Source organism: Paenibacillus sp. M-152 (assembly GCF_003856555.1).
In the GTDB taxonomy this organism is placed as follows: Bacteria; Bacillota; Bacilli; order Paenibacillales; family Paenibacillaceae; genus Paenibacillus; species Paenibacillus polymyxa_C.
The window spans coordinates 3,379,103-3,401,992 of the sequence record NZ_CP034141.1 but is presented as its reverse complement, the minus strand read 5'-3'; the positions used below and the strand labels follow the sequence as shown (position 1 = coordinate 3,401,992).

The 22,890-nt window shown below is 47.3% G+C and carries 23 protein-coding genes; 14 read left to right on the top strand and 9 right to left on the bottom strand.

Translation table 11 applies throughout. The features are described 5' to 3' along the window. Position 1 precedes the first annotated feature (1 nt). The 6 genes from EGM68_RS14785 to EGM68_RS14760 all read left to right on the top strand — a co-directional run bounded on the left by EGM68_RS14785 (position 2) and on the right by EGM68_RS14760 (position 4,864). Positions 2–730 carry a DnaD domain-containing protein gene (locus EGM68_RS14785; RefSeq protein ID WP_013371628.1) on the top strand — a complete coding sequence of 243 codons (729 nt, stop codon included), beginning with the start codon at positions 2–4 and terminating at the stop codon, positions 728–730. Positions 731–865: 135 nt separating this feature from the next. Next, positions 866–1,531 (top strand): RNA polymerase sigma factor, encoded by a 666-nt coding sequence (locus tag EGM68_RS14780; RefSeq protein ID WP_129549499.1) that lies wholly within the window; start codon positions 866–868, stop codon positions 1,529–1,531. Next, positions 1,528–1,998: a hypothetical protein gene (locus tag EGM68_RS14775; protein WP_040103508.1), complete on the top strand. Its 471-nt coding sequence runs from the start codon at positions 1,528–1,530 to the stop codon at positions 1,996–1,998. Before EGM68_RS14780 ends, EGM68_RS14775 begins: the two co-directional genes overlap by 4 nt. 90 nt (positions 1,999–2,088) lie before the next feature. Further along, positions 2,089–3,354: a hypothetical protein gene (locus EGM68_RS14770; RefSeq protein ID WP_040103509.1), complete on the top strand. Its 1,266-nt coding sequence runs from the start codon at positions 2,089–2,091 to the stop codon at positions 3,352–3,354. Position 3,355: 1 nt separating this feature from the next. Continuing rightward, positions 3,356–4,138 (top strand): hypothetical protein, encoded by a 783-nt coding sequence (locus tag EGM68_RS14765; RefSeq protein ID WP_040103510.1) that lies wholly within the window; start codon positions 3,356–3,358, stop codon positions 4,136–4,138. A 114-nt stretch (positions 4,139–4,252) separates the two neighbouring features. Continuing rightward, positions 4,253–4,864 carry a flavin reductase family protein gene (locus tag EGM68_RS14760; protein WP_013371623.1) on the top strand — a complete coding sequence of 204 codons (612 nt, stop codon included), beginning with the start codon at positions 4,253–4,255 and terminating at the stop codon, positions 4,862–4,864. A gap of 102 nt (positions 4,865–4,966) precedes the next feature. Here the strand turns inward: EGM68_RS14760 and EGM68_RS14755 are convergent, their stop codons facing one another. The 8 genes from EGM68_RS14755 to EGM68_RS14720 all read right to left on the bottom strand — a co-directional run bounded on the left by EGM68_RS14755 (position 4,967) and on the right by EGM68_RS14720 (position 12,910). Then, positions 4,967–5,317: a nuclear transport factor 2 family protein gene (locus tag EGM68_RS14755; RefSeq protein ID WP_129549498.1), complete on the bottom strand. Its 351-nt coding sequence runs from the start codon at positions 5,315–5,317 to the stop codon at positions 4,967–4,969. Between the two features lie 216 nt (positions 5,318–5,533). Next, on the bottom strand, positions 5,534–6,190 hold the full coding sequence (locus EGM68_RS14750; RefSeq protein ID WP_129549497.1) for a methylthioribulose 1-phosphate dehydratase: 657 nt from the start codon (positions 6,188–6,190) through the stop codon (positions 5,534–5,536). Continuing rightward, the gene (locus EGM68_RS14745; protein ID WP_129549496.1) at positions 6,190–6,867 is read right to left on the bottom strand and encodes a 2-hydroxy-3-keto-5-methylthiopentenyl-1-phosphate phosphatase; all 678 of its coding nucleotides are present in this window, start codon (positions 6,865–6,867) and stop codon (positions 6,190–6,192) included. The genes EGM68_RS14750 and EGM68_RS14745 overlap by 1 nt, the downstream gene beginning before the upstream one ends. Further along, positions 6,864–8,075 carry a 2,3-diketo-5-methylthiopentyl-1-phosphate enolase gene (locus tag EGM68_RS14740; RefSeq protein WP_129549495.1) on the bottom strand — a complete coding sequence of 404 codons (1,212 nt, stop codon included), beginning with the start codon at positions 8,073–8,075 and terminating at the stop codon, positions 6,864–6,866. Before EGM68_RS14740 ends, EGM68_RS14745 begins: the two co-directional genes overlap by 4 nt. After that, positions 8,072–8,938 carry a pyrroline-5-carboxylate reductase gene (proC, locus tag EGM68_RS14735; protein WP_013371619.1) on the bottom strand — a complete coding sequence of 289 codons (867 nt, stop codon included), beginning with the start codon at positions 8,936–8,938 and terminating at the stop codon, positions 8,072–8,074. Before proC ends, EGM68_RS14740 begins: the two co-directional genes overlap by 4 nt. A gap of 38 nt (positions 8,939–8,976) precedes the next feature. Next, positions 8,977–10,269 carry a glutamate-5-semialdehyde dehydrogenase gene (locus EGM68_RS14730; RefSeq protein ID WP_129549494.1) on the bottom strand — a complete coding sequence of 431 codons (1,293 nt, stop codon included), beginning with the start codon at positions 10,267–10,269 and terminating at the stop codon, positions 8,977–8,979. Between the two features lie 12 nt (positions 10,270–10,281). Continuing rightward, a complete protein-coding gene (gene proB / locus EGM68_RS14725) occupies positions 10,282–11,487 on the bottom strand; it encodes a glutamate 5-kinase (protein ID WP_129549493.1) in 1,206 nt (401 codons plus the stop codon). A 241-nt stretch (positions 11,488–11,728) separates the two neighbouring features. Further along, positions 11,729–12,910 (bottom strand): pyridoxal phosphate-dependent aminotransferase, encoded by a 1,182-nt coding sequence (locus tag EGM68_RS14720; RefSeq protein WP_090738887.1) that lies wholly within the window; start codon positions 12,908–12,910, stop codon positions 11,729–11,731. 176 nt (positions 12,911–13,086) lie between these two features. On the opposite strand from EGM68_RS14720, the gene EGM68_RS14715 reads away from it, so the two are divergent. The 5 genes from EGM68_RS14715 (at position 13,087) to EGM68_RS25750 (ending at position 16,955) form a co-directional block, all read left to right on the top strand. Then, on the top strand, positions 13,087–13,905 hold the full coding sequence (locus EGM68_RS14715; RefSeq protein ID WP_129549492.1) for a carbon-nitrogen family hydrolase: 819 nt from the start codon (positions 13,087–13,089) through the stop codon (positions 13,903–13,905). A 21-nt stretch (positions 13,906–13,926) separates the two neighbouring features. Further along, positions 13,927–15,207 (top strand): helix-turn-helix domain-containing protein, encoded by a 1,281-nt coding sequence (locus EGM68_RS14710; RefSeq protein WP_058829707.1) that lies wholly within the window; start codon positions 13,927–13,929, stop codon positions 15,205–15,207. Positions 15,208–15,445: 238 nt separating this feature from the next. Next, the gene (locus EGM68_RS14705; RefSeq protein ID WP_090738888.1) at positions 15,446–15,865 is read left to right on the top strand and encodes a hypothetical protein; all 420 of its coding nucleotides are present in this window, start codon (positions 15,446–15,448) and stop codon (positions 15,863–15,865) included. A gap of 71 nt (positions 15,866–15,936) precedes the next feature. Further along, positions 15,937–16,737, top strand: coding sequence for a DUF3592 domain-containing protein (locus tag EGM68_RS14700; protein WP_013371612.1), 801 nt, complete (start codon positions 15,937–15,939; stop codon positions 16,735–16,737). 77 nt (positions 16,738–16,814) lie between these two features. Then, positions 16,815–16,955 (top strand): hypothetical protein, encoded by a 141-nt coding sequence (locus EGM68_RS25750; protein WP_165082404.1) that lies wholly within the window; start codon positions 16,815–16,817, stop codon positions 16,953–16,955. Between the two features lie 338 nt (positions 16,956–17,293). Here the strand turns inward: EGM68_RS25750 and EGM68_RS14695 are convergent, their stop codons facing one another. Continuing rightward, entirely contained in the window at positions 17,294–18,211 is a 918-nt protein-coding gene (locus tag EGM68_RS14695) for a LysR family transcriptional regulator (protein WP_013371611.1), read from the bottom strand. A gap of 237 nt (positions 18,212–18,448) precedes the next feature. Here EGM68_RS14695 and EGM68_RS14690 point away from each other — a divergent pair, with 237 nt between their 5' ends. From EGM68_RS14690 to hydG, 3 genes are all read left to right on the top strand, one after another. Next, a complete protein-coding gene (locus EGM68_RS14690) occupies positions 18,449–20,065 on the top strand; it encodes an alkaline phosphatase (RefSeq protein ID WP_013371610.1) in 1,617 nt (538 codons plus the stop codon). Positions 20,066–20,322: 257 nt separating this feature from the next. Beyond that, on the top strand, positions 20,323–21,375 hold the full coding sequence (gene hydE, locus EGM68_RS14685; protein WP_267127973.1) for a [FeFe] hydrogenase H-cluster radical SAM maturase HydE: 1,053 nt from the start codon (positions 20,323–20,325) through the stop codon (positions 21,373–21,375). Positions 21,376–21,424: 49 nt separating this feature from the next. After that, the gene (gene hydG / locus EGM68_RS14680; RefSeq protein WP_013371608.1) at positions 21,425–22,837 is read left to right on the top strand and encodes a [FeFe] hydrogenase H-cluster radical SAM maturase HydG; all 1,413 of its coding nucleotides are present in this window, start codon (positions 21,425–21,427) and stop codon (positions 22,835–22,837) included. The last annotated feature ends 53 nt before the right edge of the window (positions 22,838–22,890 follow it).

The following is a 22,890-nucleotide window of genomic DNA, read 5'->3' as shown; positions in this document are numbered from 1 at the left end:
AATGACAGGATCATTCGACAAGACATCAGCGGCAGAATGGGCGGAGGGAGTAGCCTATGCTATGGAAACCGGAATGGTTCAAATTCCCTACGCTCTGCTCAAGCATTATCGGACGCTTCGGCTGACGGATGGTGAAATGCTGCTACTGATGCAGTTACTTGCATTTAAACAAGCGGAACGTAATGAATTTCCGACATGGGAGCAATTGCAGGCTCGTATCGGATGCACTGCAAACGAAATCGCGCTTTATTTCAGTAAGCTCATGAAAGAAGGGTTTTTGCGAATAGATTCCGTGGAAGACCGCAGCTCATCCGTCCAATTTGAACGTTATAACTTGGCGGGTCTGTATCGCAAGCTGGCTGAATGTATGATCGCCGAGCGTTCGGAGCAGCGCGATGAAGATGACATTTTGTTTGCCGGGAAGCCCGATTTACTGAATGGATTATCAGAATCCCCAATTACAGAAGAACGAAATTTATTTACGATTTTTGAGAAAGAATTCGGACGACCATTATCACCGATGGAGTACGAGACGATCAGCAGTTGGGTGGATCAGGATCGGTATCCGGAGGAACTGATTTTACTGGCTTTGAAGGAAGCGGTGTTTGCTGGGAAGGTACATTTCCGGTATATAGATCGTATTTTGCTAGAATGGAGCCGAAACCGGGTCCGTAATGCACAGGATGCGAAAGAATATGCCCAGCGATTCCGTGGTGGCGGTCGCAATTAAAGTAGCAGACTGAGCCTTTTAGGTAGTAAATTGATGCACTATGGCTTTCACATTGAAAGGGCGATACATGGACAACCGGGGAGTTTCGCCTGTGCAGATGAAGGGCAGAAAATTAAAGTGATTAAGTAGACTTTAATGATAGAGGACACACCTTTCCGATTTGGAGGGGGTGTCCTTTTTAAATTTTTTTTCGAAATATGCAGGGGGAGAAAAATTCCTGGCGTCTATAGTATTGGGAAGGGGGAGAGCGTCATTGATATAGAGAGAATCATTGAACGAATCCGGTCTGGTGATCGGCAGGCGTTCCGTGAGATCGTAGAGCTGTACAGCAAGCATGTATTTCATGTGGCCTATTCGGTACTGCATGACAGCAAGGAAGCGGAGGATGCCGCGCAGGAGGCGTTCGTTCAGGTATACAAGTCTCTCCCCCAGTACCGGAACGAAGGGTTTAAAACGTGGCTGAGCCGAATTGCGCTCCACAAAGCGTTGGATATCAAACGTAAACAAGACAGGCGGCCCGCAGAGCTTATAGACGTGGCGCAATCCCTTGTGCAGCTCCCTTCCCCGGATGAGGATGTACTGGCCCGTCTCATTCGCGAAGAGCAAACGGTAGAACTATCACAAAAAATCGCCCAGTTACCCCAGCAGCATCGGGATATTATTCAAGCTTACTATATGCAGGGTAAAACCTACGACCAAATTGCAGAAGAGACGCAGGTAGCTTTAAAAACGGTAGAGTCCAGACTCTATCGGGCACGACTATGGATTCGAAATCACTGGAAGGAGGAGGAATGGCAATGACTGACCAACAGGATAGACCGTGGATAGAAGGGCAAACGAATGACTGGCATGCATATATTACAGGTGCTTGTTCGATAGAGGAATCTACCCGACTGGAAAAGCTCTTATTGGAAGATGAACAGGCGCTTATGCTATATCTTGTTGCACTGGAGCAATTAGAGCCAACCTTGAAAGATTACTCTGCCTGGATGGACACGGAGCGCTTCACAGATCAGGTAATGGCTGTTCTTCCCGAGATAGAAATGGAACCAAATCAAGTTTTGTTCAAAAAACGCCGCTGGTTTGAAAAACCTGTGTTTCACTATGTTGTTGCCGCAAGTCTGACGTTGATCTTGCTGTCCAGTGGAGCCTTTGACAAAATGATGCCGCAAACAGGCGATAAGCCGATTCCTCCAAAAGAACGCGTCTCTTACAGTGAAGAAGTCATGCAAGCTACGACAACCTGGCTCGATAAATTAAAGCCCTAAATTAAGTTAAGGGTAAGATGAACAAGTTTAAAGTCAACCATCTGTTGGGAATTTGTATCAAGATCCCGTAAATAGAAAGGAAGTGTAGCAATGCCTTATACGGAACGAAGCAAGCTCTTGGCATTTCTATTGAACATTATTCCGGGTGTAGGACACTATTACTGGACCAGAAAAGCCAATGCGTTTGTATATACCATTTTGTTTTTCGGATGTCTGGCAGGGGGAATATTTTTTTCAGTGGTAGCAAGTGACGGAACGCCTTTTTTGGTGAGTATTTTTATTGCTGCTCTTTTATGGGGACTCAGCATGCTGCATATCGTGATTAGCTTATTACGTTACGATCCTCGCGCAGTCGCTGCTCCTTATCCCCCTCATGCAGGACCCAATCCATATGGCTTTTACTCGCAAAGTGGACCTTATGGACAGGCTGATTTAACAGGAGAGGTACCAGAGGGGGCAACAGACACAGGCACGAATGCCCCGGGGGCAGGTATGGGATATGCGCCGGGGTATAACCATTATCAACAAGGACATTATGGTATGGCAGGATCACCTGCTTTTCAAAAAGGATCGGACAATGAACGATTTTTTACGATTTTGCTGTCATTTATTCCTGGATTGGGGCACCTTCATTTGGGGCTGATGCAGCGTGGTTTGTCTTTTCTGCTATCCTTCTTTGGCTTTGGAGCGATCCTTGTCTTTATCACGAGCATTACGAACGAATCCGGATTTTTGGCGTTTGCGGGCGTATTGCCGATTATTTGGTTGTATTGCATGTTTGATGCGGTGCAGCATGTACATCGTAAACAAGCCGGAGACATTCTTCAGGACCGGACTTTGTTTGAGGAACTGGAGTATGGAAGAGTTGAGGGACGTCGTAGTAAAATGTTGGCTACCATTTTATCGGTATTTCCCGGTGCTGGGCATATGTATATTGGTTTGCAAAAACGTGGACTCCAGCTCATGCTACTGTTTTTAGGATTTATCTATATACTGGATGTGCTGCATCTTTCACTCTTTTTGTTCCTAATCCCGGTGGTGTGGTTTTACAGCTTTTTTGATGCATTGCAGCAGGTAAGCCGTTATGGACAGGAGCAGCTGATCGACAAGCCTGTGATCGGTATGTTTGCTCAATATCACCGTTGGGTAGGCTTGGGACTGCTTCTGCTAGGTGCATACTACATCCTGATTAACGTACTTGTTCCCACACTGGACCGTCTGTTCCCGGATGGACAAATTTACAATATAGTTGACATGTATTTACGAACCATTATTGTCTCCTTCCTATTAATTGGCGGCGGTGTTTGGATGATGATCGGTAATTCCAAATCTAAGCGAGCAAAGGAGAAACGATAAAATGGATACTGAATTTTCAAAGAGTGAGGCTTCCTTCAAGGGAGCCCATCACTCTCAGAACGATGTAAATGGGGCGATAGGCTTATTGGGCACTTCATCCCATAAGAATGGTCCCTCTAAGAACTCCAACGCGCCAACAGGGGTGTGGAAAGTCGGAAGGCTATCCATGGGGCTGTTCTTGGTGCTGCTGGGCGGTGTAACGTTTGCTTCCAAGTTTTGGGGAGCAGGTATACTGGATCAGGCATTGACCTGGTGGCCTGTCGTTTTTGTTTTACTGGGACTGGAAATTTTAATGTACACCGCTTGGAAAGGAACACGTGAGCGCATTCGCTATGACCTGTTCAGTATGTTTATTACGGCGGTATTGGTTTTTTGTTGTATCGGATTTGCATTGGTCAGTTCACTGGGGATCACTCCGCAAGTTAGAGAAATAATGAGTTCGGTTCAGGAAACAAGGATCCTTCCAGACTGGCATGAAAAACTGCCTGCCGGAGTAACTAAGGTGATTGTGCAGGGTGAAGATCCTTATGCGGTCAAAATTGACGCAACCACCTCACCGGAGGTGCACGTGTTCGGGAGTTACGTATATACAGGCAATGAGGATGATTTCAAAGGAACCGAGCTGTATCAGACCAAGCATATTGGAGATACACTATATGTACTTCTCAGCCAGGTTCCCACACGTTTTATGCAAACACATCATCAGCTGGACGTTACCATTGCGGTACCTGAGGGAATAGCGGTTACTGTGCGTGACAGTCAGGGAAATGTGATTGAAAAATAGAGAGTGTTTCCAGCTTCAGCTTTACATTTTGTATTATACGCGCGATACTTGTAAGGGAGCGTAACTTGATGATATGCATTCGAAGAGCGAATGTAACCGGAAAAGAGGGAAAAAATGATTTCATTGAATCCTGACACACTTACAGAGCGTGAAAATTATAAGCTGTTGACCGGAAGTATTATCCCAAGGCCGGTAGCGTTTGTAACGACTTTGAGCAGCGAAGGCGTGCTGAATGGTGCTCCGTTCAGTTATTTTTCCATCGTTGCCGCTGAGCCGCCACTGCTGTCTGTATCTGTACAGCGTGTCGATGGAGTTTCCAAAGATACAGCACGTAATGCGATGGAGCATAATGCTTTTGTCGTACATATTACAGACGAAGACAATGTGGGGGCGGTGAATGTGACGGCTTCCCGTCTGGCGCCGGAGGAGAGTGAGGTTGCACTGGCAGGTCTTACCCCGATTAAGAGTACAAAAATCGCCGTTCCTGGTGTGACTGAAGCGAAAATACGGTTGGAATGTATTTTGGAGAAAGTGATACCGCTGGGAGGTAAGGAGGACACACCTGCCTGTGATCTATTAATTGGGCGTGTAGTGCAGTATCATTTGTCGGAGGAAGCGTACCAAAATACATATGTGATCGCCAAGGAGTTGCGTCCGGTGAGTCGGCTGGCTGGAAACAACTATGCGAAGCTAGGAGAGCAATTCACGCTGGAACGTCCCCAATAGGGGACGTTTTTTTACAACATCAAGTAAAAGGAATTTGCCAGGCAATGAAAATATTCTAAGATGTTTGTAGGATTTAGGAGATCGAGGGTTTAGAATGGGCTCCTACTGGGTTGGGGTTCCCTGATGAAAAATCATTTGCCATTGCCCTTCATTTAATTTCCAAATGGAACTTCTTAATGACTTATTTCCGGTATCAATCGACTCAGTACAGTATGTTGCATGTACAAAATCTGAAGATAACACCTTTATGTTAAAGTCAGTAATCACAAATGGTATATAGTCTAATGGAAACTTACCCTTTAAAAAGGTTATTTGCATTGACTTGTCGTACTTCCGACCCGACGAACCATACTCAATATAGTCATCAGCTAGTAGTCTTTCAAAATCCTCTCTTCGAGCATGCATTAACTGCTTTTCTAAATTTAATATTATATCTTCTAATTCTTTACTCACCTTATCACCCCAGTTGCCTTTCAATTTTCAGTGATACCTTCATCGGATTTAAAAGCTCAATTTGAGAAAAAAAGATTAGATTTTATGTCGCCAGTAGGACAGGTTGCTTTTTTAATAAAAAAAAGAACGTTCCGTGCTTTCGCTAGGTTCCGTTCTCGATATTCAATGACCACTTTTACAATTCAATGATATGCATCTTTAATATTTATGATTTATTCATTTCGAAGTTTTTAGTAGTAGGGAGCGATAGGTCGTTTCAAACAGAAATTCAAACGCCTCTAGATGCTTTTTAGCTTCAAACACATCACGACCCCATGCATAAATGCCATGATTACGCAATAAAATTCCTGGAACCTGATCATTCAGCACGCCTGGTACCAGCTTGGCAATCGAGGCGATATCAGCATAATTTGGCAGCACGGGAATCTGGATGGCGGCATTTTCCTCCCAAATGTTAAAAGCCTTAATGAGCTCGATGCCTTGCACAGGTACAAAACCCTGCTCGCCGTAGTATTCAGAAATCAGGTTGTTAAACACGGTATGCACATGAAAAACTGCTCCACAGCCTGTCAGGCGGTAAATTTCGCAATGGATGAGCGTCTCTGCACTTGGCTTAAGGTTTGTGGCTTCTGCTGCTTTTCCGTATTGGTCTACGAACAGAAAATCCTCAGGAGTGCGTTTGGTCTTATCCTTGCCGCTAGCGGTGACTGCAAAATAAAATTGTCCAGGATGAAAATCACCGATTCGGATCGACAGATTGCCGCTTGTGCCTGGGAACCAGTTACGAGAGGCGAATAGCTCCTTGACATCAGCGAGTTCTTCCAGCGAACGGCGTTTTTCCTCGAATGAAATGTCTGCCAAGTTAAAACTCATTACAGTACCCCCTGCTCCTGTTTTTGCTTTAAATCCTCGATAATATCATCAAATGTCTCAAAGGGTACATGCGGTACGCCAAGCTCTTGACACTTTAATGTCAGATGCGAGCGGGAGTACACAAGATCGGCAATTTTGGCACCTTCAAAATCGGTCAGACTGTCGCCAATCAAAATCCGTTCGTATTGCTCGGGAGGGTATTGACGAATGACGGTCGTTTTGCACATGCCGCAGTCATTCTTACACGGCTCATTACATGGATGCGGCCACGTGATCTGGATGTGAGCCCCGGAAAAGTCCGCTCCGTTGCAAAAGATGTGATCCTGCGGGATGTCGAACGGTTCTAGCAATGGATCAATAAAAAAATCAATGCCCCCGCTAGTAACAAAAAATTCAATCTGCTGCTCTCGTACAAAGTCCAAAAAGCGTGCAAAGCCCTCACGTATACCCGCTTGTCCAAGTACATATGAGATAATGTCTTCTTTAAGCTCTGAAGGCATCAGGGCGAACATCGCATCTACGCCTTCACGAATGGACATATGTCCGCTCACGATTTGATGCATGATGGGCTCATAGCCCGCAGGCTTAAAATGCTTCATAATAGCGACAATATTATCGCTGTTTGTAATGGTCCCGTCAAAATCGCAAAAAATGACAGGCTTCTTGGCAGTGCTCATCGTTCGCCTCCCCACGTGTCGAGCGCAGATTGCAGCTCGGGATGAGTGCGGGCGTATTGTGCCAGCGGGACATTTTGCTGGACCGCTTCAATCGCTTGCACAAAGGCGCGTCCGCCAGCTTCCGTACCCAGCGGATGTCCGTGAATACCGCCTCCAGCGTTAACCACCACATCGGTACCAAAATCGCGGACAATGAGCGGCACTAGGCCGGGGTGTATCCCTGCGGAAGGGACAGGCATGCAGGCCTTCAGCGGTGAATCAGGGGTGATCAGCTCATCGCGGATCGCCATGTTTTCCTCACGCGGCATCGTCACTGAACCGTAAGGAGAAGGGAAGAGGACGAGATCAGCGCCAGCCAGCCGCATAAGCTGACCAAGCAGGACGGACGCCGAAATACCATAATGAGGCGAGGGGTAAGCAGCACCTGCTAATGAAGGATGGGCTGCAATCGGTACTGAAACGGCGGGATCGCTGCTAAGTTCATGCAGCACATCATAACCGTAGGCCAGTACGTTAAACAGTAACGCGTTCGCGCCTGCGTCGATAGCTTTGAGGGCTTGCGCCCTGAGCTGCGAGGTTGGACCGGTTAAATTAGCGGCATACAGCAGCTTTTTACCAGTTTCACGCTCAGCCTCTTCGACAGCTCGGATACAGGCTTCGACACGTTTTTCAATCGGCGTCAGCGCATTTTCAAATAAGATCTCGTCGTCCTTGATCAGATCGACGCCGCTGAGAGCCTGCCGGGTAAACTGTTCACGCAGTTCGTCCAAATTGAGCCCGATCACGGATTTGAAAATGCTCATGAGCAGAGGCCGGTCATACACGCCAAGCTGCTCGCGCAAGCCGCTGATACCGAATTTCGGTCCTGAAAAAGCAGAGAGGAATGCTTCCGAGAACCCCAGCTTCATCAGCTTAATTCGGCCGTCCATCGAAATTTTGCCGAAGACTGTAACTAGCAATGCGGGAATGTCTCGGCTGAAATTGACATCCGGGTAAGCAATCGTCAAGTCGGCGTATCGCTCACCGAGGCCTCCATCGTGAATATCTACAGATTGAACAGAGCCGAGATGTTTTTGCATCGCATCCCGCTTGGCCTGCGGGAGCTCAGTCCAGCTGCCCACCGTCATGCCGATGGCAATAGATTGGGCCTTTTGGTTAAAATCAGCTTTGTCATCGTATATTCGGTAGGTCGCCAGGCAATAGCTCACTCAATTCCCTCCTTAAGTACAGCTCCCATCTCGCGGGATCGTTCAGCGCAGCGCTGCACCGCCGCAATCACTGTTTCGTAGAAGTCACCTTTGTCCAGTGTTTCCAATGCAGCTACCGTGGAGCCATTAGGAGACATGATTTTGTGACGAAGGGCAGAAGGCTCCTCTCCGGTCTGCTGTACCATGCGTGCTGCACCAAGCGCAGTTTGCACTGTTAGTTCGTGCGCTTGTTCAGGAGTCAAGCCACCGCGGATTCCCCCAGCAATCATGGCTTCCATTAAGTAGTAGACATACGCAGGGCCGCTTCCGGAAATGCCGGTCAATACATCCATTTTCTCTTCTTCTATAACCGTGACTGTACCTACAGATTCGAACATTGTAAGCACGTTTTTACGTTGACTTTCGCTGATCTCCTTGGAAAAGCTGATGCCTGTGGCTCCCAGTCCAATCGAGCTGGATGTATTGGGCATCGTCCGCGCGATTGGCTGCTTACGACCAAGCAACGTTTGCATGGTACGAATAGACAATCCGGCGATGACTGAAATGATCAGCTGTTCATCTGACAGGAGGGGACCAAGCTGTTCAAGTGCTCCGGCAGCATCTTTAGGCTTCATGGCAAGCACGATCACTGGAGAATGACGCAGCAGTTCAGTTTTGGCGGCATCTTCAGTTTGGAACAATACTCCGTATTGCTGTTGAAGTTCTTCAAGACGAGCCTGATTACTGCGGTTGATGACGGTAATACCGCCACGTTTGACGACAGAACGATTCGTCATCCCACGAATAATAGCCTCAGCCATTGAACCTGCCCCGAAAAATGTAATTTGCTCGTTAATTAACACTTTTGTTTGTGATTCACACATGGATTCATACCTCCAAAGATACGGATTGATTTATGATATTATTCCCTGATTTGTCCAGTACCGTACACGCGGTATTTGGTTGAAGTCAAGGCAGGCAATCCCATGGGGCCGCGGGCATGTAATTTTTGTGTGCTGATTCCGATCTCGGCCCCAAATCCAAACTCGAAGCCATCCGTGAAGCGGGTGGATGCATTGTGGTACACGGCTGCCGCGTCCACTTCTTGCAGAAAACGATCGGCATGAGCTTTATTCTCAGTGACAATACACTCTGAATGCATCGTACCATAACGGGCAATATGCTCCAGTACTTCGTCCAAATTGTGTACGACTTTAACGTTTAAAATGTAATCATTGTACTCGGTGCCATAATCCTCTTCCGTGGCAGGAACAGCCCAAGGAGCCAGTTCTCGTGTCCGTGCACAGCCGCGCAGCTCAACCCCGGCATCACGAAAACGTTCTGCCAATCCTGTTAAATGTGCTTGTGCATAATCCGAGTGTACGAGCAGTGTTTCCATCGAGTTGCACACGGACGGTCTTTGTACCTTCGCATTGAGTGTAATCGCTTCGGCCATTTCTGTATTCGCTGTAGCGTCCAAGAATGTATGGCATACGCCAGCCCCGGTTTCGATGACAGGCACGGTAGCATTCTGAACAACATTTTGAATGAGTGAACGCCCGCCGCGTGGAATAATCACATCCAGCAAGCCGTTCAAGGTGAGCATTTCATTGACGGAGGCACGATCTGAATCTTCAATGAGTTGAAGCGCCTCGCGTGGCACGGCTGTTGCGTCTAGCGCCTGCTGAAGCACTTCAATGATCTTGCGGTTGGAGGAGAGAGCAGCCGAACCACCGCGCAGTACAACCGGATTGCCTGTTTTCAAGCACAGGCCCGCTGCATCCACGGTTACATTTGGACGCGCTTCATATATGATACCGATGACACCCAGCGGTACACGTATTTTTTCAATTCGTAGACCATTGGGACGTTCAATTTGCTCAAGCGTGTCGCCGACTGGATCAGGTAGCGCCGCAATCTGGCGTAATCCTTCGGCAATAGCCCCAATTCGCTCCTCGGTCAGCTTGAGGCGGTCGAGAAGTGATTCGGATGTTCCCAGTTCCCGTCCACGTTTCAGGTCATTATGGTTTGCTGCAATCAGCTCTTTTGCATGGTTCACTAGAGCTTCTGCCATAGCAAGCAATGCCTCGTTTTTTTGTGCTGTAGTCAGTCGGTTCATAACCCCGGCACTTTTTTTCGCAAGACTTGCTTTGGTGCGTACTTCGCTGAATTGGTTATCCGCTGTTGTCACTGTGTTTGTTGTTAAATCACTCATATTATGGCCTCCCTACATACATAATGTAATCCATTCATCCCTGTGGATCACCTCAAGTCGATGGATGGGACCAATTTTGCCCACAACCTCGCCGCTAGGTAAACCTTGTACCATTCTAAGCTGTTCATCATCATAATTGACAATGCCTCGTCCTAACACCTTATTTTCCGGTCCCAGTACCTCAACGACATCTCCGGCATGAAAGCTGCCCTCGACACGCCGTACGCCAACCGGAAGCAGACTATGTCCTCCGTGTACCAACGCTTCTTCGGCCCCTTGGTCTACATGCACCGAGCCCAGAGGGGTGGACATAAATCCAAGCCATTGTTTTTTCATCGGCAGTGAAGAGAGGTGAGTATCAAAATAAGTGCCCGGTCCGTGTCCTTCGACAGCTGCTTTCAGATCACCATTTGCGCTTACTCGGCCGACATATACAGGCACACCGCCGCGTGTAGCAACTTTGGCAGCCTCGATTTTGGAGCGCATGCCGCCAGTCCCTACTGCTGATCCAGAACCTCCGGCTAATGCATAAATCTCTTCAGTAATTTCCTCGATACGTTCAAAACGTACGGCGTTTGGATGCTTGCGCGGGTCAGCCGTATATACACCATCGGTATCCGTGATGATAATCAAATGCTGGGCTTTGACCAGATTGGCAACTAGTGCAGACAGCATATCGTTATCGCCGAATTTCAATTCGTCAATCGATACGGTGTCATTTTCGTTAAAAATCGGGATAACCTGCTGGCGCAGCAATTCTTCTACAGTCATTCCGGCGTTGTTCATCCGTTTGCGGCTCAAAAAGTCACTACGGGTGAGGAGAACCTGTGCGATCACGAGGTCAAAATTTTTAAAAGCCTGCTCATAGGCTTGCATGAGAAGAGCTTGGCCGACGGCAGCTGCCGCTTGCTTCTCATGCAGCAGTTTGGGCCGAAAGGGATACCCAATCTCCCGGAATCCGGCGGCTACAGCGCCTGATGTAACCAGCAGCACTTCATGGCCTTTTGCACGAAGCAAGCTGATTTCCCTAGCAAAATAAGCGATGGCTTCCCGATTCAGGCCACCTTCCACTCCAGTCAGTGAGCTGCTACCGATTTTAATGACGATACGTGTTGACAAGACGTCCACTTCCTTAATTTTACTCTTTTTAATGCAAAAAAACTTCCATCCTTTGTATGCAAAGGACGAAAGTTTGTGCTTCCGCGGTACCACCTTCATTGATGATTCATGATCATCCCACTTAAAACCTGTTAACGGCAGGGACCGCCTGATTGCGCAGGGCGCTCGGGGATAGGAGTTGGGAGAGAGTCCAGGTAAATTCTTGCAGCCTATCGGAATTTACTCTCTGAACAGGACCGGGTCTCTCTTAATAGTCCCTTCAACGCGCTAAATGATATTGGATACAGAATACCACGAAAAGACCAGGTTTGGCAAAGAAGTTGTAGCTGGAAAATACGGCTTAACCAAACAGGTTTAGCTTGCCAATTCGATCAGCTGCCTCGGTCAGTCGGGTTTCTGAGCTTAGAAGCCCTGCCCGCACATACCCTTCGCCGCCGCTACCAAAGCCGATCCCTGGAGCGACAGCCACCTTGGCTTCACGCAGTAGCAGATCGGCAAAAGAAGCCGAGCTATAGCCCTGCGGCACAGGTAACCAACTGAAGAAGGAGCCGCTTGGGCGTGGCGCCTTCCAACCTATATGCCCAAGTGCATCATAAAAAGCGTTACGGCGTGATTCATAGCGGGCCACCAGCTGGCCTACGCACTCTTGCGAAGACGTCAGAGCTGTCGCCGCTGCTGCCTGAATGCCGCCAAACAGGCTTACATAAATATGGTCCTGCAGCAGATTAATCAGTGAAATAATTTTGGCATTACCGAGCGCGAAACCAACACGCCAGCCGGCCATGTTGTATGTTTTGGACAAGGTATAAAACTCAATTCCCACGTCCTTAGCCCCCTCAGCCTGAAGGAAGCTCACTGGCCGTTCGCCATCGAATCCAATAGCGCCATAGGCAAAATCACTGGCAACCACAATATTGTTACGTAGCGCAAATTCAACCGTATCCTCGTAGAAGGAGAGTGGGGCAGTTGCCGCAGTGGGATTATTCGGATAATTAAGAAACATTAATTTGGCGCGGCGGCGATCTTCTTCGGCAATGGCCTCATAATCGGGCAGAAAACGGTTCCCTTCCTTTAAGGGGAGAAATGACATTTCCGCTTTAGCCAAGGCTACGCCCGACCAGTAATCCGGGTAGCCGGGATCAGGGACGAGACACACATCGCCCGGATTGAGTAAGACTTGCGGTAGCTGAACCAAGCCTGTTTTCCCGCCAAACAGGATGGCGACCTCGCTTTCCGGGTCAAGCGTTACACCGTAATCCTCCTGATAGCGCTGGACAACGGCTTCTTTGAGAAAGCTGTAGCCGCGAAAAGGTGAATATTTATGGTACAGCGGGTTATCTGCTGATTCCTGTAAAGCTTTTACAATATGGGGTGGAGTAGGAGTGTCCGGGTTTCCCTGTCCGAGATTAATGACATCATGCCCTGCTGCAATTTCACGATTTACATTTTGTACAAGTGTGGCAAAAAATTGAGTGGGTAACTGTTTCATGACGTCAGCTGAGGGAATAGAAAAATGAGTCATCAATGTACACGACCTTTTGGAATAGTTTAAGAAACAATCTATCACGATTTTACCGAGTTGTATAGGAGGAATTGAGCTTTCATGGTTGCGTAATCCAGATTAATCGGGCTATGATGGGAGAAAATACCGGACGATAGGACACGGGAAGTTCCGGCTCACAGAGAGGATGAAGGACTTTGACGTATCAGGAAGCTCAGCCATTCGGTGTGGCACTTATACAAGCTCATATAGAGATAGGAAATCCCCCCGAAAACCACAGTCATATCCGATCTTTAATGGAACAAGCGGTGAGGGCCGAACAAAAGCCAGATCTGATTGTTCTACCGGAAATGTGGAATACGGGTTATGCCTTGGATCGCATTCATGAGCTGGCGGACGAAGAAGGGACGGAGACTCGGGCATGGATAGCAGCATTTGCCGCCACCCATCAAGTGAATGTAGTAGCAGGGTCAATCGCAGAGAAAAAAAGCGACGGTCATGTGTATAATACGATGCTCGTTTTTGACCGTACAGGCAAAGAGATAGCTTCGTACTCCAAAATTCATCTGTTCCGACTTATGGATGAAGAGAAATATTTACAGCCTGGCGAGGAAAAGGTTGTATTCGCACTGGATGGCGGGATTCAGGCTGGGGCGTCAATCTGCTACGATATCCGTTTTCCTGAACTGGCCCGCAGTCTGGCTCTGTCCGGCGCAAATTTGCTAATCGTACCCGCAGAATGGCCTCATCCCCGGCTTCATCACTGGCGTACCCTGCTGACCGCACGGGCTATTGAAAATCAGATGTATGTCATCGCTTGTAACCGGGTAGGTCGTAGCGGAGATACCGATTTCTTCGGGCATTCGCTCATCATTGATCCATGGGGAGAAATGATTGCCGAGGGCGGAGAACAGGAGGAAATTCTCACAGGATCAATTGAATCAGCCTTGGTTCAGGACGTGCGCGGGCGTATTCCGGTGTTTGAAGATCGGCGTCCCCTGCTGTATGACCGATAGTTAGTGTAGAAAGGATAATCCATGCTTAAGGAACGCATTGAATTTTTGTGTAAAAAGAAAAACCTATCCCGTAAAGAGTTAGTAGACGGATTAGTTACACCTGCACATTTTGCGAATATACTGGCTGACCGTTACCCGCTGGCTGAGGATTTAGCTGAGCAAATTGCTGAGCGCCTAGGTGTACAACCTTCTTACCTATTGCGCGCATCGGCAGAGGACGAGGAGACGCTGGCTACAGCGGATAAGATTTTCACAGAGCTGTCCAAGCTGGCTAATCCCGCTACGGAAAGCTATGTGGATCAGTTGGAGGATCGCAACGATTCGCTCGTGGTGGAAATGACGACTTATTTGATGAAGGCTGTTTATTTTCAACAGTTAAATGACCCAACGGCCTATGATTATTTGCATCAAACCTATTTGAATTTTTACTTGGAGAAGTTTGGTCGCTCGGATGAGGTGGAGCTGCCTGTACCGCTAAAAAAAGCAATTTTATTTTATAAAATTCAGTATTTCCGCTCTAAAAATCATTATTATGATGTACTAAATAATGTTACGCAGCTAATCCGCCTGGTGGAAGAAGGGACGGAAAACTGGCTCAATGCGCAAAACATTATGATGGAGGCCTGCATTCAGGTCAAGCAATTTGATCAGGCAAAGCAGGTATTTGAGCAGACGATGCGCAGAGTATATGATGATCGGCTTTTTCACCGTTTGACGGGTCTGTATGTGGCTTACAGCGGATATTGTTTTGCTATGGGTTCTGTACAGGAAGCACTGTTAACGTTGTCTATGGCGGAGGCCAATTTGGTCTATTTGGAAAATGCAGCAGATATGCTCACGACGATTCTGAACAATCGGATTATTATGCTGACGTCGATTGGCGAGCTGGATAAGGCCTTGGAGGAAGTGGTGCGTTTTGAAGCACTGGTGAGTCGGGAGCGAGAGGAAATGCAACAAATGATGCTGCCCGTTACGCTGATATATCGCTGCGAGATTGCGTTTGCCCGGAAAAACTGGGGGCTGCTCTCACAGCATCTGGATCAGCTGCGTAAAACTAATCTGACAACGGATCAGCAAATGGGGCTTGATTTTTATGAAAGCCAGCTTGCGCTTGCCCAGGGAAAACAGGATGCTTTTTGGAAGCATGCTCAGCAATGCTTGCCTTATTTTGAAGCCCTCCAGCATCCTGCGCGGCTTGAGCAACTATATGAAACGCTGGCTGTAGTGTCCGAGGACAGTCGTCGTTATAAAGAATCATCAGCGTATTATCGTAAACTGGTCTATCTTTTGCGTAAAAAATAGTCTGAATGCATTCGTTTTTCACAAAACGATCAGATGATCGTGTAAAAGAATGCTCCGAAGTGCGCAAAATTTTGTGCAAACCGCCCCAAAGTTCAAAACTAAACCGACAAAATACAGTTTAAAGCTGCTGTTTTTTCGGTTTTTTTGTATGTGCCAAAACATATTGTGATGCCGGATACCGTCTTCTATACTGAATTCATAAGGCACAACAACAATACAAAATATGAGGTGCAGCCACATGATGAACTTTTTCGGCAAGAAGAAAAAACAGCAGGATGCGATAGAACATGCAGATCAACTGATGAATAAGGGCTTATCCGGATTATTTATGAAAGGTCTGGTCCCCAAAGAGCATCGGGAACAGATCAACCAGAGCTTAAACTCGGCAAGACAAGCTCAAGCAGCGGCTAACGGTGGATTGGCGATGGCAGCGACTGCGGTTGTCATTTCGGTAACAGATACCGGGAAGCTCGTAAATTTTGATCCGATTGTGGTGCTTGTACTAGATGTGACGGAAGTTAACGGCAATCGATACCAAAAAACACTGGAAACACTCGTTTCCAAGCTGCAAATTCCGCGGCCCGGAGATACAGTGGGGCTGGGTAGCAATCCGGTAAATCCATCAGAGCTGATTTATATGGGGCTGGTGACAGCATAAATGATTGGAGCGTTTCACCATTCTTGCGGGCATATTTTTAAAATAGATGATTGAAAAAGGGGTTTTGGAGGATGAAAGGATTTTTGAGTCTGATTGGGGTACTTCTGGTGTTTGGCGTAGGGTTTTCGCCTTTTCTGGCTGAATATTTATGGGATGATCCATTTTTGATTATGGATGCTCCGTGGTATCGGCCGTTAATTTATACAGGATTTGCGCTTATATTTCTACCGGGTATTTTAGGTCTATTTTTTGGAGGCGGTAAAGTCAAGAAGGGTGTTCCTGGAGTGGGAATCATTACAAGTGTTCAACAAACAGGGACTTATGTAAATAATCAGCCGCAGGTAAAGCTCGGGTTGACCGTAACCAAACAGGGAGAAGACAAATATGATACTGCTTTGACGACAATTATTCCTTTGACCTCCATGGCTCAATTTCAGCCGGGCTCGATCGTTCCGTTGATCGTATCTGAGAAAGACAAAATGAAGGTAGGTCTTGACCTGAAAGGTCAGGTGTCGCAAATGGATTTGCAAGCGTTAATGAATGAGCAGATGGTCAAGCAGGGCGTATCGCCTGAGCTGATGGAAATTGCCAAAACCGGTGAGCAAGCCTATGCGAAGATACTGGATGTCACACCTATGGGGGAAGCGGGGCCCAATAAAATCAAGCTTCAATTTACGCTGACGGTGACGAAAAGCAGTGGCGAAACATTTAATGTAACCACGCAAAAGGATGTTTTCTCTTCCCAACTATCCAAACTGCAGCAGGGAAGTATTATAGAGGTTATATATTCGCCTCAAGATCCTTCGAAACTGGTTATTAAGACACAAGTGAGTGAAGCTGACGTGCAGCAAGCATTTGGTTCTTCCCGATAAAAAAATTGTTCCGCCTGTTTCAGATACAGCCTATAGGTGTATTATAATAGTATCCCGACACCAGGAGGTTGATAACGATGGATAACCAAAGTAGATCCGAACTGGCGAATAGGGATGGCCTGTCACGGCCGAGAGGCTTAAATAGACAGGTTGTCGGAAACAACTATGAAATGGGCTATGATCAGGACAAAAGTCCACCACATCTAGGGAGACCCTGATCACAACAAGGCGAGGACAGACACTTTGGGATCACACAGCACATTGGAACTGAGGTAGGACATTCTTGGATACCAAGACTAGAGACCTTAAGGAAAGAAGTGATGCGGGATGGATAAAGTGGAGTTTCCGAGCAAGCGTAGAGTAATCAGGCGAGGCTGACATGAATTTCAAATGAACATGAAATGTGGTTCGTTGAAGACAGAATGAAGCAACATCGCAACAGTGTAATCGAACCCGTGATCTAATTGCAGTATTGAAAGTATAGGGGCGAAGCCCCAGGACCGTCTTCCTCTCTGGCTTGGGCTGGGGAGGAAGACGGTCCTTTTCACGTTCGAGGCTACTTTTGAGAAAGTTGCTTGACCGTTTCTCGGAAGGTATCAATAAAAGCTTCGGCAGCTTTAGACAAATAACGTCCGTTCCGGTAAGCAATCGCTAGGGTGCGGCTGGGGGTAGGTTCGGCTAGTGGCAGCAATGCTGGAACAAACTCGCTACTGGCGGCCCGTGCGATGAAACGGGGGACGAGTGTCACGCCCATACCTGTCGCGACGAGCGATTGGAGTGTCTCCATATTAGTGCTTTCAAACACCACATTGGGTTCAAAGCCTGCTTGATGACACAGATCCATCGTCAGCTTGCGAAAGCCCTGCCCTTTTTTCAGGACGACAAAAGGCTCGTCTTTAAGTTCTTCCATATGCACGGGCTGCGGCTGGTCACCGATTTTACGCACGGCTAGGGGATGACCCGGAGGAACGGCGAGATCAATCCATTCTTCACCGATGGGCACATAAGAAAGTGTAGGTTCTACTAAGGGAAGAGAGAGCAGGCTGAGATCTGTATCGCCACTTGCCGTTTTTTTCTCCAGATTCATGGAGGAATCTTCGACTAACACGATTTCAATGTCTGGATGAGCCCTCTTGAATACAGGCAGCACATGCGGCAGCAAATGGGAGCCCGTGATAGGCATGCTGCCAACGACGACCTTCCCTTTTCTCAGTTGAGAGATATCGTCCATTTCCTGTCGGAGTTGCTCCACCGCGTCGACTATTTTTTTTGCCTTTTCCACAAAGCTTGCTCCGGCATGTGTTAATTCCACCGTGCTGGTGTTGCGTTGAAACAACAGCACCCCAAGCTCTTTTTCCAGTTTGGACAATTGCTGGCTCAAAGAAGGCTGGGCAATATGCAGTTTTTCTGCGGCACGTGAGAAGTTTTTTTCCGCTGCAATTTGCAGGGTGTACTGAAGCTGTCTGAACTCCATCGAATTTCATGCTCCTATCTTATAAGCTTTTCCTATTACATTATAGACTGATTATACAATAATAAAATTAAATGCCCAATCCTAACGAATCTCATGTGTCACAAGTTTTATATAGATGAAGTGTTTTTTCACAAATAGCGCCTTTTAATACAGATAATGAATTCCCTTAACATTCTCCTGATAAAACCTAATTAATCTTAGTTCTGGTTGTACAAAAAAGGTCTGGGAGGAAAATGAATGCTAAAATGTTGGGGGATACATACGAAAAAATCGGTGGCTGCACTCGTAGCGACAATGATGCTAACCGTAAGCGGCGGGACAGCGATGGCAGTCGAGAAGGATACATCAATTAAAAATGTAATTATTCTGATTCCAGACGGTATGGCTAATGACGCTACTGCACTGGCTAGATGGTACAAAGGATCATCTTTAACGTTAGACAGCATGGCAAGCGGCATGGTGCGCACGCATTCCGCGGATGCACCGATTGCCGATTCTGCTCCAGCGGGTACAGCTTTTGCCACAGGACATAAATCACATACTGGCTATGTAGGTGTTCTTCCGGATGAAGCGACGATGCCTGGACAACAACCGATCGCAGCAGGTGATGCCAAAAAACCTGTAGCTTCCATTCTGGAGGCTTCCAAGCTAGCAGGGAAATCGACCGGAATTATTGCTACTTCGGAGATTATGCATGCGACACCAGCTGATTTTACCGCACATTATCCTGACCGTAAAAATTATGATGCACTCAGCATGCAACAAGCCTACAACGGAGTTGACGTTGTGTTAGGTGGAGGAGGCAAGTTTTTGGAGCCAGCAGGGCGTAAGGACGGCCAAGATATAATTGCTCAAATTAAAGACCAGGGCTATGATTTTGTCACAACACCTGAAGGGTTGAAAAATTCGACCTCCAACAAGCTCTGGGGCAGCTTTTCTCCCGAAGCCCTCGCGTATAACTTGGATCGCGATGCATCCAAGGAACCTAGTTTGGCAGAAATGACAACGAAAGCCATTGATGTGTTATCCAAAAATGATAAAGGCTTTTTCTTAATGGTAGAAGGCAGTAAAGTGGATTGGGCTGCACATGCTAATGATCCAACGGGAATTATTAGTGACGTGCTTTCATTTGACGATGCCGTGAAAGTGGCTCTGGATTACGCCAAGCAAAATCAAAATACTGTCGTCGTAGCAGTGACAGACCACGGAAACGGTGGATTGACGATTGGTAGCAGTGATACAACTAGCAATTATGACAAAACGCCTTTGGCTTCTTTTATAGACCCGCTGAAAAAAGCGAAGCTAACGGGGGAAGGCTTGGAAGCCAAGCTGAATGCAGATCGCAGCAATATTAAAGAGGTGCTTTCCACGTATTTTGGCATCACCGATTTGACAGACGAAGAAGTAAAGACAATTAAAAATGCTAAAGAAGGTAGCATGAATTATGCCGTCGGACCGATGATTAGCAAACGTGCCAATATTGGCTGGACTACGGGTGGACATACAGGAGGCGATGTTGTGTTGTACACGTACGCGCCGAACGGAGACCGTCCATCCGGTGTAATCGACAATACGGATGTAAATAAGTATATGACACGTGTACTTGGACTGGATTTGGATACAGTCAGCAAGCAACTGTTTGTTCCTGCAAAAGCCGCTTTTGAAGCTAAAGGAGCCAAGTTTACTGCAGACACGAAAGTCATTACAGTGACCAAAGGCAGTAACAAGCTGGAGCTTCCAGTATACAAAAATATTGCTACACTCAATGGTAAAAATTCTACGCTCAACGGTGTAGTCGTATTTAACGGCGTTGATTATTTTGTACCCCAGCAAGCGATTGATTTGATTCAGTGATAAACAGAACCATCGACAGAAGCTGTTTCTTCCATAAGGGAGGAGGCAGCTTTTTTTTTGTGTGTAGAGATGAATATGTAGTTTTTAAGTTGAGAATGAAATTGGTTTTCAGAAAATGGGATTTTTTGTGAAACTAGTCACGTTATATTCTCTCTAATGTTGCTAGAATAATACATGTACGATATAAGTCGCTGATGATGTAAAGTCCGGATGGACGAGGGAAGAAGGGATGAGTCACGGACGAATTATTACTGCGTCTGGCTGATGGCAAGGAATGGACGCATACAGAAATGACGGAACTGCTAACACGTCTGGATAGTGAGCCGGCGCTACGAGCTCAACTGCGTCAACTGGCAGCTCGCACCAAATTGGAGCGTTATGGCAAAGGTGTTTTTTTACGAGGATTAATTGAATTCTCAAGTATATGTCGTCAGGATTGCATGTACTGTGGGCTGCGTGCTTCGAATAAACAGGCTGACCGTTACCGTTTGCAGCCGGAAGAAATTCTGGCCTGCTGCGCGGAGGGGTATGAACTGGGTTATCGGACCTTTGTTTTGCAAAGTGGGGAAGATTACTGGTTTACGGCTGCTCGGCTGACGAAACTAATTCGGGAAATTAAAAGCCGTTTTGCAGATGTGGCGGTTACATTGTCCATCGGTGAACGGGATGACGAAACTTATGAGCGATTATACGAGGCGGGTGCGGACCGTTTTTTGCTCCGGCATGAGACAGCTTCACCCAGTTTGTACGCCAAGCTGCATCCGACGATGACGATCGAAAGCAGGCGTAGCCGTCTGCTGGCTTTGCAACGTATCGGCTTTCAGATCGGGGCTGGATGTATGGTGGGATTGCCAGGACAAACGAACAGTGAATTAGCAGACGATTTGGTCTATTTGCATAGCCTGTCGCCAGATATGATCGGGATTGGTCCCTTTTTACCACATAGCAACACGCCGCTTCGTGAGGCCAGCCAGGGGAGCATGGAAAAGGCACTTGATATCATCTCATTATCCCGATTGGTCGTTCCAGATGCGCTTATTCCGGCATCCACGGCCATGGGGACGATTCATCCCCAAGGAAGGGAGAAGGCGCTTCAGGCGGGAGCGAATGTGGTGATGCCTAATTTGTCGCCACTGGCGGTGAGGCCTAAGTATGCGATTTATGAGAATAAAATATGTTTGGGTGATGAGTCTGCCCAATGTAGACATTGCTTGGAGCTGCGGATCCGTGGAGCTGGATTTGAAGTTGATATGGGGCGCGGCGATAGTTTGAGAGTGCAACGACAGCTTATGAGACAGGGGACAGTGTGAGAACGTGACGGAAACATTGCAGTAACCATAAATAAGGAGATGGGTATACGTGAGTGGAGTACGGGAGAAAGTGTCGGCGGATTTTATTAATGAAGCAGAGATTATGGCTGCAGTGGAGCAGGGGAAACAAGAGGCAACCAATCGACAACGCATTTTGGAAATTTTAGAAAAGGGTAGAGCCTGCCGCGGACTGAATGCAAGTGAAGCGGCGGCTCTTTTGCATGTGGATGATCCTGAATTATTGGAAGAGATGTTCAAATCTTCGCGGGCAGTCAAAGAGCAGATTTATGGCAACCGGATTGTGTTGTTTGCTCCTTTATATGTAAGCAATCACTGCGTTAATAACTGCGAATATTGTGGTTATAAACATACCAATGATAGCTTTACGCGTAGCCGCTTGACCCCGGAGGAATTGGTGGAAGAGGTCAGAGTACTTCAAGAACTGGGACACAAGCGACTCGTACTGGAAGCGGGCGAAGACCCAGTCCATTGTCCCATTGACTATATCGTTGATTGTCTGCGCCAGATCTATGAGGTCAAAGTAGATAATGGCAGCATTCGGCGGATCAATGTGAATATTGCATCCACTACCGAAGAGGATTATCGGAAGTTGGCAGAGGTGGGTATTGGAACGTATATTCTATTTCAGGAAACGTATCACCGAGAAAGCTATCGCAAATTTCACTTACAAGGACCAAAACGGGACTTTGATTGGCACACCACCGCAATGGACCGGGCTATGCGTGCAGGTATAGATGATGTGGGGATCGGTGTGTTGTACGGTTTGTATGATTTCCGCTATGAAACTGTAGCCATGCTGAAACACGCCGAGCACTTGGAAGAAGTCTTTGGCTGTGGGCCTCACACGGTCTCGGTTCCACGCTTGCGTCCGGCTGAAAATGTAGACCTGGAGCGATATCCGTACCTGGTCAACGATGATGATTTTATGAAAATTGTATCCGTCCTTCGACTGGCTGTCCCTTATGCTGGTATGATCCTGTCTACACGCGAGGAGCCGGAATATAGAGACCGTGTCATTGGTTTAGGCGTGTCACAGATTAGTGCAGGATCAGCTACGGGCGTAGGCGCCTATGCCAAACAGGACACGGAAGACAAGCCCCAATTTGAGGTGGGAGACCATCGCTCACCATCGGAAATTATTAAAAGTCTGTGCCGCGGCGGATATATGCCAAGCTACTGTACAGCTTGCTACCGTGAGGGACGAACTGGAGACCGCTTCATGGAGCTTGCCAAATCCGGACAAATTCACAATGTGTGCCAGCCGAATTCGCTGCTGACCTTCCAAGAATATCTACTGGATTATGGGGATGAGGAGGCACGTGAACTGGGAGCTGCCGCGTTGCGAGAGAATCTGGAGCGTATCCCACGTGAATCGACGCGCCGTTTGACGCTTGACAGACTTGAACGATTGGAAGCAGGCGAGCGTGATTTGTATTTTTAGCATTATATAATATGGGTAGTATCATTTCACGCTATGAAAATTCTTATTATTTA

Bases quoted from the DNA above. Each gene is read 5' to 3' on its own strand.
- EGM68_RS14785 (WP_013371628.1), top strand. From the start codon at position 2: ATGACAGGATCATTCGACAAGACATCAGCGGCAGAATGGGCGGAGGGA.
- EGM68_RS14780 (WP_129549499.1), top strand. From the start codon at position 866: ATGATAGAGGACACACCTTTCCGATTTGGAGGGGGTGTCCTTTTTAAA.
- EGM68_RS14775 (WP_040103508.1), top strand. From the start codon at position 1,528: ATGACTGACCAACAGGATAGACCGTGGATAGAAGGGCAAACGAATGAC.
- EGM68_RS14770 (WP_040103509.1), top strand. From the start codon at position 2,089: ATGCCTTATACGGAACGAAGCAAGCTCTTGGCATTTCTATTGAACATT.
- EGM68_RS14765 (WP_040103510.1), top strand. From the start codon at position 3,356: ATGGATACTGAATTTTCAAAGAGTGAGGCTTCCTTCAAGGGAGCCCAT.
- EGM68_RS14760 (WP_013371623.1), top strand. From the start codon at position 4,253: ATGATTTCATTGAATCCTGACACACTTACAGAGCGTGAAAATTATAAG.
- EGM68_RS14750 (WP_129549497.1), bottom strand. From the start codon at position 6,190: ATGAGTTTTAACTTGGCAGACATTTCATTCGAGGAAAAACGCCGTTCG.
- EGM68_RS14745 (WP_129549496.1), bottom strand. From the start codon at position 6,867: ATGAGCACTGCCAAGAAGCCTGTCATTTTTTGCGATTTTGACGGGACC.
- proC (WP_013371619.1), bottom strand. From the start codon at position 8,938: ATGTGTGAATCACAAACAAAAGTGTTAATTAACGAGCAAATTACATTT.
- EGM68_RS14730 (WP_129549494.1), bottom strand. From the start codon at position 10,269: ATGAGTGATTTAACAACAAACACAGTGACAACAGCGGATAACCAATTC.
- proB (WP_129549493.1), bottom strand. From the start codon at position 11,487: ATGAAGGTGGTACCGCGGAAGCACAAACTTTCGTCCTTTGCATACAAA.
- EGM68_RS14720 (WP_090738887.1), bottom strand. From the start codon at position 12,910: ATGACTCATTTTTCTATTCCCTCAGCTGACGTCATGAAACAGTTACCC.
- EGM68_RS14710 (WP_058829707.1), top strand. From the start codon at position 13,927: ATGCTTAAGGAACGCATTGAATTTTTGTGTAAAAAGAAAAACCTATCC.
- EGM68_RS14705 (WP_090738888.1), top strand. From the start codon at position 15,446: ATGATGAACTTTTTCGGCAAGAAGAAAAAACAGCAGGATGCGATAGAA.
- EGM68_RS14700 (WP_013371612.1), top strand. From the start codon at position 15,937: ATGAAAGGATTTTTGAGTCTGATTGGGGTACTTCTGGTGTTTGGCGTA.
- EGM68_RS25750 (WP_165082404.1), top strand. From the start codon at position 16,815: ATGGATAACCAAAGTAGATCCGAACTGGCGAATAGGGATGGCCTGTCA.
- EGM68_RS14695 (WP_013371611.1), bottom strand. From the start codon at position 18,211: ATGGAGTTCAGACAGCTTCAGTACACCCTGCAAATTGCAGCGGAAAAA.
- EGM68_RS14690 (WP_013371610.1), top strand. From the start codon at position 18,449: ATGCTAAAATGTTGGGGGATACATACGAAAAAATCGGTGGCTGCACTC.